The following is a 12,108-nucleotide window of genomic DNA, read 5'->3' as shown; positions in this document are numbered from 1 at the left end:
GAGAACCTAAAAAGGTTCTCTTGATTTATTTTTCAGACCAGGCATCATTCATCTGCTTAACTGCAGACTCAATGAATGTGTTCATATCTGTATCAGTCATGCTGATATTGTATTTGTTCAACTCAGCACGAATTTTGATTCTAGCTTGTTCTAGCTTCTCTTCACCTTTGTAGCCAGTTTCAGCTGATACTTGCTCAACTGCATTGACCGCATTCTTGGCCAAAATTTCAACGATCTTGACGGTCTTCTCACCACCTTTTTTTACCAGGTATTCTTTGGCAGCCTTAACTGCGATACCTACCAAAATAACTAGAATGCTGACTGCTCCATTAATGATGATTTCATTGATTTGTTGCATCGTATTTCTCCTTTACTTCGACTTCGATTTTATCTTTCTGGTCAACATTAACTAGTAATTGACCAAGTTTTCTAGCATTATCTTTCTTAATTTGGTTGATGTAAGGTTTCAAGAATTCTGGGAATGCCCAACCAATCGCTTCCCAATTCTCAAGCACAGAGCCTAGATAGTTAGCAATAAAGAACATTGTCCAGGTAATTCCAAGTGGACGAACGCCCAACGAACGAGCATACATCGCAACAAGTAAGATGACTGTGAATACTACGAAATGACGAATCAATCCCATGGTGCCAATTTTACTATCAAATCGCTTGGTTTTAAATGCCTTGACATATCCTGTTACAATATCCAGGATCATCAACCAAAAAAAGATGTGAATGTATGGACTGGATGAGAGGTTCTTCAGATGTTCAATAAGTTCATGTAGTGGTAAGTCTCGCATATGTCACCTCTTATTGAACAGGTTGAGTGTCTAGCTCGCTAGATGGTTTCTCCCTCTTTGGTTCAGTCCATTTCCAAATACCTAGTTTTCCATTTTGTTCAAGACTTGCTAGTTCTTCGAGCGTTTGTCCTTGATATGTGAATTCTTCGTTCACTTGAACCATGACACGTTGACCTTCTTGGAATTTCTCTACGTGGTTAGGATTTTCAAGTGTGAAGATTTCTTGTGGTTTATAGGTCTTGCCAGTTTGGCCAAGGTCTACCAATTCAAGGCCACGTTTGAAAACTGTAGGATCTAGCGGGTTGTCTGTATCTGTCACACGAGCAAGCACCGCCCAATCTGCAACTGCCTTAACTTCTGCGATTTTTGCATCTTTCTCAGCAAGCTTGACTTCATATTCTTGTGCTTGTGTTTGCAAATCTTCCTGAAGTTTTTTAACACCTTCAGCAGGATTAAATTCAGTCGTTACTTGAGCAATAACTGAATTAATCAAATCTTCATCTGACTCATTCATGTGATTGCCGATTAAGACACGGTCAAATGCTGTGTACGGGACATCTTGTCGAATTGCTACGAAAGTTCGGTTGTTTTCTTGCAAGTATTTATTTACTACTTTATATGTCATATATTATTTTTCCTTTTCTTCTTTATGGTTGTTGAGCTTTGTTTACTTCTTCAAATTTTGCTTTCAATTCTTCGTCTGAATTGATAATGTTTTTGAGTTGTTGCAGTTCTGTTTCTGCAATGCGACACAATGCTTTGTATGTTGCTGCCTTGTGAGAAAGAGCAGCAACATCATTTCCTAGTTCTTCGATGACCAGTTGGTCAATTTGTTGATCAATTTGTTCGTTCATGTTGTTTTTTCTAACCTTTCAACTTTTTGATTTAATTCCTGGATAGCCTTAATTAAATAAGGTACTAATTCAAATACCTTGTACGAATAAGCCCCGTCTGGATTTTCCAAAAATGCTTCTGGTGCGACTTGCTGGACATCCTGAGCCATGATACCGCATGAGATATCTTCGACTTTACCGTCATATTCTTTTCGATAACTGTACGTTTTGAGCTTATCGATAACATCCAGACCTGAGACTTGACTGTCTTGAATGTTGGTCTTGTATCGACGGTCTGACAAGTCTTTGTTCAAAGTAATCCAGTCGTATGTACCGTTGTCTAAATAAAAATACAGATAACCGTTGTGAGCGTCCATGTTTGTATATCGTGGTGAACTCATCCAAAATCCATACTTACCACCTGAATCTCTGTTGTCATAGTAGATTTTACCGGTAACTCTAAGATTGCCGTAGACAACAGGGGTGTTCCAAAAGTTTGCGGTGTTATAGCAGTGCATTTCACCGTTATTTTTTACAAACCAAGCCTGATTGCCCGGTTTCCCCCAGTTATCGCCCCAGTTAACCCAAAGAGCCGTTTGACCTGCTCTCCATCCACCGTCACTCATACCAACGCGAAAACTGTTAGAACCAGTCAACCAGAAAACAGTCGGATCCTTCTCATGCGTACCAATTTGAAATCCACCAATCTTACCTTTGTAACCTTCAAGTAAGGTTGCTGATACTACTACTGAGCGTAGCTTGTTGATGAATGCAGTTTTAGCTGCTAAAGTATCCGTGAATACATCACTAGCTACAAGCTTCTTAGCTAGAGCAGTATCAAATATCAATTTTTCTGCCGAAATCGAATTAGAGCGAATAATGTCAGTGTTTAGCGTTCCAATCCGTGCATCGCCAACGAATAAACGCTTAAAGTAACCATCGATAGCCGTGATTTCATCTAGTAGCGTTCTACCTTTGAGTCGGATTTTAGCAGCTTCAATCAGAATGTTATTGCTATTCAAATTGATTTGAGAAGAAATCGCTCCAGGTCCCGTAAGGGTTTGGATAGCGTACGAGTCACGTAGTTGTGATACCTGAGTTTGTGTGACTACATCTTGTGTGGATGTGTTATCGCTGAAGCGTTTAGGAGGTTTGTCACCTCTAATAAGCGATACCTGACCGATTGCGACTTGACCGTTTTTCATCAACCAGATTTCAAGAGGAAATTCTCTTGTTTTCGTTACCGTTTTATTGACCGTCATCGTACCTGTAATGATTTGTATGCCGGTTTTGTTGAAAGTCACTCGGTCAGACGCAATAACACTGTTATCGTTCCACAATTCAATTCCAAGCGGTGCATCTGGCAGTACATCTACCCATGCTTCAATGCGATAACTTAGCTTTTCGCCATTCGTGAAAGTAGAGGTATTAAGTGGCAATGCGAATCCGTGATAGACGTTTTGAGATTTGCCAGTGTTGGTAATTCGTAGCAACTTAGTTCCAGCTTGAACTTCGATAACATTCGCAACGGCTTGTTTCTTGGCCCATTTGCTGAAATTTGTCGGATCATACACCAAGTTAAAGTCATCTAAAAAGTTAGATACACGACTAACTAAACCGTCAGCAGTCTGAACAACTTGTGAAATAGAGTCATTCTGTCTCTGAATGGTCTGTGTATGACTTTTAACGGTATCGACTACATCGTTAAAATCAGCGACACTCACAATTTCAGAAGTATTAACATCGTAGTCTGTCATTCTGTCAGAATGTTCAAGTTTCATACCACAGATTTCAATACTGCCGCTTCCATTCTGTCCGAACTGAATACTGTTAAATATAGCATCAGCAGTAAACGTAAATTGATATCGTACCCAATCTTTATTTGAGATAGACTTAAACAAAATACGATTAGTATCATTTGTGGTCCAAGAGCGCATCAAAAGATTGACATTATGGCTTGAGCTAGTCGATGAAACCCTTGCCCAACAGGACATTGTGTATTTCTCGCCAATAGTTAAATTTAACCTTTGAGCAATGTCTTTATTTCCACCGTTTGTATTTCCTACGATACGAATACCTTTTTTTATAGCGGTATGCGGGGCATCTCTTAAATCAATAACCTCGGTTCTACCGTTACCACCAGAAACACTTAATGCCCAGGTTCCTTCCAAACCATCTCCTGACGGGATGATGGAAGAATTTTGCAAGAGGTTATCGTTACGAATAACATCTCTTAGTTTGGTTTCGATACGTGAGATGGTCCTTTGAAATCCGTCAACCGAATGCTTGACTGTATTCTGGACTTGGGTTGCAGTTTGAAAACCTCTGTCATTGGCCAATCTGTCAAAATCAGTAAGAGACATTTTCTCGATAATCTGGCCAGCTTGAACTTCGATTCTGCTTTCAGCAATTCTTAACCTTTCTGTCAGAGGGTCAACTTCTTGTTTAGTCACAAGCGTTTTGATTCTGTCAGTAATCTGATCGATTTTGGCAAAGTTTGAATTGGACAAATCTTTAGAAGTATTAGCAGACTTAAGAGCGTTTCTAGCTTCTTCCAAAGCTTCTTCAGCGGTCTGAGTAACTGTTGAACCAATAGCTCGAATCTCTTCAATTTTGGTTCGCTGGTCTTCAAGCTTCTCGTTCATGCTGTTATCGAATCCTGAGAATCGATTGTCGATTTCATCTGATAGAGCACGCTTGTTTTCCTCTGCTTTAGCTTCAATGAGCTTGACCTGGTCGCTAAAATCTTGTTTAACTTGGTCAACCTTGGCATCAAACCCTCTATCTGCTTCTTCAATTTGATTTTGAAGTTGCTTTTCAAATTCGCTGAATTGTTCAATCTTCTTTGTGATTGTCCCAGCGTATGAATATTGCGCATCATTCCCAGCCTTACTGTCAGCACTGATTCGACTACGAAGTCCACCTTTAAAGTTGAAAGATTGGCTCAATACTGGAGATTTGAATGTTTCTCCCTTGTTTGTCTTGATTGTGACCCATTGCCCAACATCAAGAAGAAGATGACCTTGAAAGTTTAAGTTGAATGGATAGTATCTAATATCCTTGATTTTGTGATAAAGATTATCCAAAATCGATTGTGTCATGAACGGATTTTCGATTTCAAGTGAGCGACCTGTACGAGTTCCGACAGTCAATCCCTCTTTATCTTTCTTACAAGTGATACCAGCAATCTGATACTCGATTTCACTTCTGGTCAATCCATGTAAAAAGTAATTATCTGCGGTAATCACGATGCCAGAGTCAGTCAACTCTTTGATTTCGAGCTTTCCTTCCCGGTTAAAAAAACAAGACATTCCGAGCATTTGAGTAGCTAGACTCAAAACATCTCTGAATGTCATTTTCTTTTCTTTTGGCTTCGTCTCAATCGCATAATTCATGGATGCGATATCCATGTTTTCGTTTGCTAATTCTACGCCGGCCTTCAAGCAGATTTCTTTGACCACTTGCCTGATTTCTGCCGGGAAAGTCAAGTCTGTTACATACTCATGATTGAGTTTAAACATTCCGTCCATGAGCTCCAGCGTGGTCGTGTTTCGATTGCGGTCGATTTCAATATCGTTGATGAAGTATTCACCCATTTTGACCCATTCATAGGTTCCATCGACCAAAAGACCAATTTCAGGATAAATCTTATCTAACTTATTGAATGTAGTGATAATACTTGTGAATGTAATCTTACCACTTCCCGCACACGTTCCACCAGGTTTATAAGTATCGCCCTTGATATAACCATACTCAAAACTAGCCTCTTTGATGTCGCTAGATTGGTAAGCACCAACTCTGATAGCGAGGGTACGGTTTTTGGCAAACATAGCTTCATTGAATTTCTGTCGTCTGAATATATCCATGCTCTAACCTACCTTTCTATCAGATTGAACTTAGCGCCTGACCATGGTTTGAATTGTTCAGTAAATGAATAGCTTGGAGCTGTTCTATCTCCAACGTAAAAAGTCTTGGTTGTTTGGCCGTGTATTGGATCCGGATAGGATACCGTGAAAAATTCAGGAGCCACGGCATTTAGAAGCTGACTCATTTCTTCTTGAGTCAGCATACCCCACTCACAATCTAATTTTCGTTTAGTTGTGATACGGTCACGCACCATGTCTCCGTTGGCATTACGACCAGTTTCTCCGTCAATATCCTGGATACCAACTTGAAAAGATTTGGGAGGCTTAACAGCCACCCCGTTAATGATTAAGCGTGCCATTTTACCTCCCTTTAAATGTTAAGCAAGACTTGTCCTGCACGTTCTTGTTCTCGATTGATTTCTTGGATGGCCACACGCCCAAATTCGTGCCCACCGATTTGAATAACGATGTCACCACTTCCGCTGAAGCCACTTGATTGTGTTAAGCCGCCGCTTAGAGCATTAACAACGGCACCACCTACAACACGTCCCATAGTTTGTAAGAAGCCAGTGTTTTCAAGTGGCATAACAACCTCTTTACCAGCCTCACCAATCATGGCCACGGTCGGACTATCAACGATACCACCACGAGCCAAACGAGGAAGGCTGACATAGCCAATACTTCCGAGAGACACTCCAGGTATTTTGTTGATCATACCAATAACGCCATTGATCATGCTGATGAAGCCGTTGACTACATTCTCAATCGTTCCAAGCACTGCGTTAACTGCGCTTCTAAAGGCTCCGCCTACTGCGCTACCGACTGTTTGACCTGCGTTAACAAAGATACTCTTGACAGTTGACCAAACGCCACTGAAGAAGCCTCCAATGCTACTAAATGCGTTAACCACTGCATTATAAGCGCTTGAGAAGATACTTCCAAACCAAGTAGCTACGTTAGCAAGTGCATTCGTGACGTCGTTCCATCTTTCGCCGAACCAAGTGCCGATATTAGCAAATATACCAGTAAGCCCATTCCAAGCTTTCTGGAACATATCTGTGAACCAGGTACCGATATTTGAAAGTGCAGTCGTCACTTCAGTCCAGCGATCGCCAAACCAGGTACCTAAATCAGTAAAGATAGCCACAATGCTATCCCACGCAGCTTGAAACACGCCAGCGAACCATTCTGCGATTGGAGAGAAAATAGCTACGATACCGTCCCAAATTCCTTGGAAGATTGCAACAATCGTATCCCAGATAACTTTCAAAACCGCTACTGTTAAATCTAACAATCCAGTTAAGATTGTAGACAAGATGCTCATGATAGCATCGCCTGTTTCGGTAAATCCATCAAAAATCTTGCTCATATCACTGGTAAGGATGCCTGTGATAATATCAAATACACCTTTGAGGAAATCGGCTATCCCTCCAAATATATCAGCAACTATGTTGAATAACACACGGAAAACTTCTCCGATATATTCAAGAGTTGGAGCTAGAACTCTCATCAATAGCTCAACGATAAAGCTAATGACAGGCGATACATACTGAACAACGACTTGATATAATTCATAGAAGCTAGCCATCATATCTAACACCTTTTGAATAAATGGCGAAATATGTTTACTAATCGTGTCAGAAAAACCTTGACCAATTTTCTTGATAATAGGTTGGATATGTTCGTTCCAGCCTTTCACAAAAGAGCCAATAATATTTGATATGCTTTTAGAAACCAATTCAATCGTTGGGCGATAGTAATTATCATACAAGCTACTGATTGAATCAGACATGTCATTGATTGCTTGTTCAGCACTTTCAAAGATTGGAGCGATGTCAGACAAAGTATTTGAAAAAATTTCAGCAATGCCAGGCATGTTATCCGTAACAATTCGCTCGATACCTTTCATAAGATCGCCACCAAACTTGTAGCTAATCTCTACAATACTTGAACGAATCGCTAAAATAGACGACACAACCGAACTTCCGATACGAATAGCACCAGTCGATGTAATGACATCATAGAAACCGTCTGCGAACGCTTGAGCGATGTTTCCGGCCGAGGCAAACATATTGCCTGTATTCTCAAATTCTGCCACTAGAGCACGGATGATGCGCTCTTTTTGACGCCCTAGACCGTTTGCGATGCTTTCAGAAAGGAAAACACCGATACCAACTCCGACCGTACCGATAGAACCGGCAATCTGCCCTAGTGCATAAGCGATTTTCTTGTTCATGCCATTAAAGGCATTAACGACCCGTGGATCAGTAGCGATTTCTTCAAGCGTCGTCTTGATTTGACCAAGACCAATCTTGATACGTTCTAGCCCCTCAGCTCTGAATGCAGCAGAGAAACCTTTTTTAAACAAATCCCAAAGTTTATTCAGATAGTCAAACAACCCTTTTAGCTTATCTCCAAGACCATCGAAAATGCTCTTGAATTGGTTGTCCATGTCGGTCAAAGCTACTTCTGGCAAGATATCTTTGAAAGGTCCGCCACCGCCTCCTTTGCCTTTCTTGCCTTTACCGCCACCGCCTTTGCCTTTGCCAGCGCCGTCATCATCACCAGAATCATCTTTCTTACCTAATAGGTTGATTTCATCAAATCCCATTAGACCAAGTAATTCCTTAACGGCTTTTTTAGCTGACTTGGCAGTGTCGTCGAGGTTATCGGCCATACCACCTGAAGCATCATCTGCATCACCCATAGCATCTGCTAGGTCGCCTGCGCCTCCTGCTGCATCTTGTAGCGAGCCGTTCATGTCATTGACCGCTCCGGCTACACCACCGTCTTTTACAGTCGCTTTCTTGTTAAACATTAAAGCGATGAATTCGGCCAATTTAGCAGTAACGTTCTTCAGTACCATCGCAAACGAGTTCAAGACTGGCATGATAGCGTTGATAATTGGTAAGAATGCGTTCCCTACGTTAAGTGCAGCATCTTTCAGCAATGATTTAAACAAGCTGATTCGTCCGTTAACTGACTGCGACAAGGTTGTACCATATTTGGCGGTCGCTTGTTCCAGGATAGCCATAAGTCGAATCTGTTGCTGAGTTTGGTAATCGAGTTGATCCCAGCTTTGGCCATTTGCAAAACGCTTGAACGCTTCAGTAGATTGAATCATCGCCACATTGACGTTGATTCCTAAATCTTCAATTGCTTCCGTGTTCCCTAGCAAACCAGAACGAATACGCTCCATAACATCTGTAATGCTACGACCTGAACCTTCAGCTACAACTGCAGATGTCTGAAGCATCTTAGCAGTATAAGCGCTAAGCTTGTTTGAGTCTTTGATAAAGCCAGAAAATAAGTTTGAATATACCGCCCCGTATTTTGTCGCTTCACCAACACCCATATTCATAGCGCTCGCGTTATCGTTAACCCATTTTAAGAATGTTTGCGAGCTCTCGCCCATTTGGCGTTTGATTTGGTTGACTGCTGCAGTAACTTCAAGAGCCATTTGAGTCGAATACATACCGACATCGAGCATCTTCTTACCAAGATATGCCAAACCAGCGAATTTAGCTAGTTTAGCAAATGTACCCAACATAGAACCGGACTGTGTCTTAATCTTGTTGGTTGACTCTTGGACCTTTCCAGATGCATCTTTGACTCTATTCTCGACTTCTTTCATCTTGCTCTTGAAAGGCGCGATTTCAGCGTCAATCATTACTTTGAGCTCATCAAGAGTAACTCCCATCTATTCTCCTTTCATTTTCATTTTTCGATTATGACTTTCAGCGAATGCGCGCATGCGTTCCTTATGCAATCTCATTTCATCTTGCTGTCTTGCCTTCTCGATTTGGTCTCTTTCTTCCTGGAATAAGTCCGGAGCATAGTCCCAAACATCAAGAGGTTTAGCTTCTTTCGAAAGCAACAAGGATACGTTATTCGCTATCATTTGCGAAAGTCTGTAAGATTCAACTATTTTTTCTTTTTGCTTTTGAATCGTGACACGATTGTGACTTTCAATCATGTCTCTGATTTCTAATATGGTTAAATCCCAAAAATCGAGAGGCTTTCCTCCGATATCTAAGAACATCGGATATAGCCTCTCAACCATTTCTTTTACTGAATGGACAGTTTCTTCTAGTCGACTACTTCCATTTTGGTTTTGGATTTCTTGGGAGCTTTCTTCTTGCCTTTCTCCTCCCGTGGCATAAAACCCGATACTTGAAGCATCGGCAAGACAACATCTGCCATAAACGCTGCCTGGTCACCGCCATTATCCACGTAAGAATCATATAGATCAGATACATCTTCGAATGAAATGCCGTGCTCATATTTTTGAAGTGCTCCATGAGTTAAGAGCAACATCACCTTCAAAGGAGGCAATGTGAATGATTCGCCTTCTGCTGGCATAAACACCTTGAGCAAATTCATTCCGATTTTTTCTTCGACTTTCGTCGCTTGCAAGGATGTGAGGCGGAGCTTCAACTCCTTATCCTCACTGACTTGCCAAACTGCGTATGGTAGAGTAGTCATCTATTATCCTCCCATTCCATCTGTGAATTCAAGTTCGGATTGTAATGCGATTTTAAGTGTGAATTCAATAACAGAGTTCACACCACCACCGCCAAGTTTAACAGACACTTGACCTTCAAATTGGACTTTAGTATTGTCTGGGTAAGTTTGTTCAAAGAAGAGTTTTTCCTTGTTGTCTGCTGCTTTACGCAAAACACGGTAAGGAGCATTTTCCCCGTCGTTCTTGTAAGCGAATTTGTATTCCAATTCCCCTGCATCACCAATACCAAATTCGTATTTCTTAACCTTGTCTGCAAGGGTTGTATTTTCAACCTTTTCAGGTTCGATACCGAATTCAGGTACTTCTTTAAGTCCTACAAGATCAGTATAAGTTCCTTTAGTTTTTCCATAAGCGAGCTTAATTCCGTTTGCTAACATGTATTAATTCTCCATTCTGTATTGATAAACCAGTTGCGAGTCTAGGTCAACGATTCCTTCAAATCGCATCAACTTATGACGTAAGTGCGATGGATCTGGAACGTCTTGACAGTCAGTTCTTCGCAACCCTAACGACGCGAAAATCTTATTGATTTCAACTGCTAAGTTGCTTGTACTGTCTTTGTCGAATATATCAACCTTGTAGCGGATATTCGACTTCTGTTCTTCATCGTCATACCATTCACCTGGCTTGTTCTGTTCTTCTAAAAAAATGACGACTGGGAAGTTCTCCCAATCGTCCGGATAAGTATCGGTCACATTATCTGCGACCTTTTGCAATTCTTTGTAAATTACGGGTTTAATATTGATCATTATATCTGTTCTCTAATCTTTCTACTAACGTATTTTGAAATGTTATTTGATACACGTTCCTGGTTATCCTTCAAAGCAGGATACAAGTAAGGTTGCGCAGGCTGACCATACATTTTATAAAACTCACCTCTTTTAGCAAAGTGGTACGGTCCTACGTTGATTTGGTCTTCATGAACGTACCAGGGACTAGACCGATAAGACACGCTTACTTCTGGCGATATGCCAGAGTGGTTAGCTTGTCCTTTCGGGCCGGTTCCAAGTTCGACATAAGCACCGTGGTCAGAGTTTGTAAAAACCTCCCCGATTGCTCTGCCACCTTCAATTCTAACCCTTACTTTGATACTGTTCCTTAGTTCGCCCTCATTTGCTGGCGCTCTGAGTTTAGCATCTGCTTGAACTACATTTTTACACGCATTTAAGACCGCTCGTCTGACAATATCATCGCCAACCTGGTTACTTGCTAGCTTACGACACTTAGCAATTAAACTATCTGCTCCGATTAAATCTGACACGTTCTAACTCCAAAACTTGATGATGGCTATACACTTTCTTTGAAATAACCCGATGCGTGACTTCTGTCTCGCTCTCGATACAAACACCGTCTTTGACATTAATATCTGCATCTTTGCTCGCATTTGCGTTCAAGATATCGTTCAAGCGTTCGCCATAGATTTCAGATTGTAGCTTGCTACTCGCTGGCCACAATTCAAGTTGAACCTCTTCAACCTTGTCCGTGTATCCTTCCTTAGCAATCCCCTCATCTGTCACGATTTTCTTGAATCGTTTCATGGGATATGGTTTCAGTCTATTCTTTTTCAAAAACATGGCCTGCCACCCTCGCTAAGCGATGCATCCGAATACGCTGTAAAACGCCCGTAGACAGTCCGTTTTCTCCGTAGGTGACAGATATACCACCTTCGCTCCTAGACTGCTCTCCCTCGCTTCCTGAACGATTATAGAGCTCGATTACAAGCTCTGGGATGAGTCTTTCAAGCGCAGGTGTGAGATTGTCTCGGTTAGTTTCTGATAAAATGATGTTTTCTGCCCGTAAAATTAAAGACGAGAGGACTGCTTCGTCACTCTCGCCTGTCAATGTTTTTAGTCTTCCAAGTTCCATAAGACCTCCTAATCTAAAGGAGTCGTCTCGTCTCCTTGCGCTTCGGTTTCTTCTTCGTCAATGATTTCAACCACATCTGCGATATCAACCGAGAACCCTTCTTTGAGATTGTGAGACAGTTCGTCAAAGCGTTCTTCTGTCATCTCAAAGACGTCGTTTTCTTGTCGAACCACTTGCGCTTGCCAATCATTGAACGCTTTTTTGACTCTGACTTTCAT

At 41.4% G+C, this 12,108-nt stretch carries 15 protein-coding genes; all 15 read right to left on the bottom strand.

Features of this window, described 5'->3' with window-relative positions; genetic code table 11:
* Positions 1-25: 25 nt before the first annotated feature.
* Genes ACXYSM_RS00430 through ACXYSM_RS00360 form a run of 15 tightly spaced genes read right to left on the bottom strand, consistent with a single transcriptional unit; the run spans position 26 to position 12,108 of the window.
* On the bottom strand, positions 26-358 hold the full coding sequence (locus ACXYSM_RS00430; protein ID WP_458633954.1) for a phage holin: 333 nt from the start codon (positions 356-358) through the stop codon (positions 26-28).
* Positions 342-800, bottom strand: a complete 459-nt coding sequence (locus tag ACXYSM_RS00425; RefSeq protein ID WP_458633953.1) for a phage holin family protein — start codon at positions 798-800, stop codon at positions 342-344. The genes ACXYSM_RS00430 and ACXYSM_RS00425 overlap by 17 nt, the downstream gene beginning before the upstream one ends.
* A 10-nt stretch (positions 801-810) precedes the next feature.
* Complete coding sequence (locus tag ACXYSM_RS00420) at positions 811-1,425, bottom strand: hypothetical protein (RefSeq protein ID WP_458633952.1); 615 nt, start codon at positions 1,423-1,425, stop codon at positions 811-813.
* A 22-nt stretch (positions 1,426-1,447) separates the two neighbouring features.
* Entirely contained in the window at positions 1,448-1,654 is a 207-nt protein-coding gene (locus ACXYSM_RS00415; RefSeq protein ID WP_458633951.1) for a hypothetical protein, read from the bottom strand.
* On the bottom strand, positions 1,651-5,499 hold the full coding sequence (locus ACXYSM_RS00410) for a tail fiber domain-containing protein (RefSeq protein WP_458633950.1): 3,849 nt from the start codon (positions 5,497-5,499) through the stop codon (positions 1,651-1,653). Before ACXYSM_RS00410 ends, ACXYSM_RS00415 begins: the two co-directional genes overlap by 4 nt.
* Before the next feature lie 8 nt (positions 5,500-5,507).
* Positions 5,508-5,858 carry a DUF6711 family protein gene (locus ACXYSM_RS00405; RefSeq protein ID WP_458633949.1) on the bottom strand — a complete coding sequence of 117 codons (351 nt, stop codon included), beginning with the start codon at positions 5,856-5,858 and terminating at the stop codon, positions 5,508-5,510.
* A gap of 11 nt (positions 5,859-5,869) precedes the next feature.
* Positions 5,870-9,199, bottom strand: a complete 3,330-nt coding sequence (locus ACXYSM_RS00400) for a hypothetical protein (protein WP_458633948.1) — start codon at positions 9,197-9,199, stop codon at positions 5,870-5,872.
* On the bottom strand, positions 9,200-9,541 hold the full coding sequence (locus tag ACXYSM_RS00395; protein WP_458633947.1) for a hypothetical protein: 342 nt from the start codon (positions 9,539-9,541) through the stop codon (positions 9,200-9,202).
* 47 nt (positions 9,542-9,588) lie between these two features.
* Positions 9,589-9,984, bottom strand: a complete 396-nt coding sequence (locus tag ACXYSM_RS00390) for a DUF6096 family protein (RefSeq protein ID WP_458633946.1) — start codon at positions 9,982-9,984, stop codon at positions 9,589-9,591.
* 3 nt (positions 9,985-9,987) lie between these two features.
* Complete coding sequence (locus ACXYSM_RS00385; RefSeq protein ID WP_458633945.1) at positions 9,988-10,401, bottom strand: phage tail tube protein; 414 nt, start codon at positions 10,399-10,401, stop codon at positions 9,988-9,990.
* Between the two features lie 3 nt (positions 10,402-10,404).
* Positions 10,405-10,773, bottom strand: coding sequence for a hypothetical protein (locus ACXYSM_RS00380; protein WP_458633944.1), 369 nt, complete (start codon positions 10,771-10,773; stop codon positions 10,405-10,407).
* Entirely contained in the window at positions 10,773-11,285 is a 513-nt protein-coding gene (locus tag ACXYSM_RS00375) for an HK97-gp10 family putative phage morphogenesis protein (RefSeq protein WP_458633943.1), read from the bottom strand. The genes ACXYSM_RS00380 and ACXYSM_RS00375 overlap by 1 nt, the downstream gene beginning before the upstream one ends.
* Positions 11,260-11,598 (bottom strand): hypothetical protein, encoded by a 339-nt coding sequence (locus ACXYSM_RS00370; RefSeq protein ID WP_458633942.1) that lies wholly within the window; start codon positions 11,596-11,598, stop codon positions 11,260-11,262. Before ACXYSM_RS00370 ends, ACXYSM_RS00375 begins: the two co-directional genes overlap by 26 nt.
* Positions 11,579-11,890 carry a phage head-tail connector protein gene (locus ACXYSM_RS00365; protein WP_458633941.1) on the bottom strand — a complete coding sequence of 104 codons (312 nt, stop codon included), beginning with the start codon at positions 11,888-11,890 and terminating at the stop codon, positions 11,579-11,581. Before ACXYSM_RS00365 ends, ACXYSM_RS00370 begins: the two co-directional genes overlap by 20 nt.
* Positions 11,891-11,898: 8 nt before the next feature.
* Entirely contained in the window at positions 11,899-12,108 is a 210-nt protein-coding gene (locus tag ACXYSM_RS00360) for a hypothetical protein (RefSeq protein ID WP_458633940.1), read from the bottom strand.

This window comes from Streptococcus sp. V940, from assembly GCF_054353495.1.
The sequence above is the reverse complement of the archived record's forward strand: the minus strand, read 5'-3'. Positions and strand labels throughout refer to the sequence as shown.

What these genes read in the sequence shown, in the direction of transcription:
- ACXYSM_RS00365 (WP_458633941.1), bottom strand. Translation starts at nt 11,890, where the DNA reads ATGGAACTTGGAAGACTAAAAACATTGACAGGCGAGAGTGACGAAGCA.
- ACXYSM_RS00420 (WP_458633952.1), bottom strand. Translation starts at nt 1,425, where the DNA reads ATGACATATAAAGTAGTAAATAAATACTTGCAAGAAAACAACCGAACT.
- ACXYSM_RS00410 (WP_458633950.1), bottom strand. Translation starts at nt 5,499, where the DNA reads ATGGATATATTCAGACGACAGAAATTCAATGAAGCTATGTTTGCCAAA.
- ACXYSM_RS00380 (WP_458633944.1), bottom strand. Translation starts at nt 10,773, where the DNA reads ATGATCAATATTAAACCCGTAATTTACAAAGAATTGCAAAAGGTCGCA.
- ACXYSM_RS00395 (WP_458633947.1), bottom strand. Translation starts at nt 9,541, where the DNA reads ATGTTCTTAGATATCGGAGGAAAGCCTCTCGATTTTTGGGATTTAACC.
- ACXYSM_RS00415 (WP_458633951.1), bottom strand. Translation starts at nt 1,654, where the DNA reads ATGAACGAACAAATTGATCAACAAATTGACCAACTGGTCATCGAAGAA.
- ACXYSM_RS00390 (WP_458633946.1), bottom strand. Translation starts at nt 9,984, where the DNA reads ATGACTACTCTACCATACGCAGTTTGGCAAGTCAGTGAGGATAAGGAG.
- ACXYSM_RS00360 (WP_458633940.1), bottom strand. Translation starts at nt 12,108, where the DNA reads ATGAAAGTCAGAGTCAAAAAAGCGTTCAATGATTGGCAAGCGCAAGTG.
- ACXYSM_RS00405 (WP_458633949.1), bottom strand. Translation starts at nt 5,858, where the DNA reads ATGGCACGCTTAATCATTAACGGGGTGGCTGTTAAGCCTCCCAAATCT.
- ACXYSM_RS00370 (WP_458633942.1), bottom strand. Translation starts at nt 11,598, where the DNA reads ATGTTTTTGAAAAAGAATAGACTGAAACCATATCCCATGAAACGATTC.
- ACXYSM_RS00430 (WP_458633954.1), bottom strand. Translation starts at nt 358, where the DNA reads ATGCAACAAATCAATGAAATCATCATTAATGGAGCAGTCAGCATTCTA.
- ACXYSM_RS00425 (WP_458633953.1), bottom strand. Translation starts at nt 800, where the DNA reads ATGCGAGACTTACCACTACATGAACTTATTGAACATCTGAAGAACCTC.
- ACXYSM_RS00385 (WP_458633945.1), bottom strand. Translation starts at nt 10,401, where the DNA reads ATGTTAGCAAACGGAATTAAGCTCGCTTATGGAAAAACTAAAGGAACT.
- ACXYSM_RS00400 (WP_458633948.1), bottom strand. Translation starts at nt 9,199, where the DNA reads ATGGGAGTTACTCTTGATGAGCTCAAAGTAATGATTGACGCTGAAATC.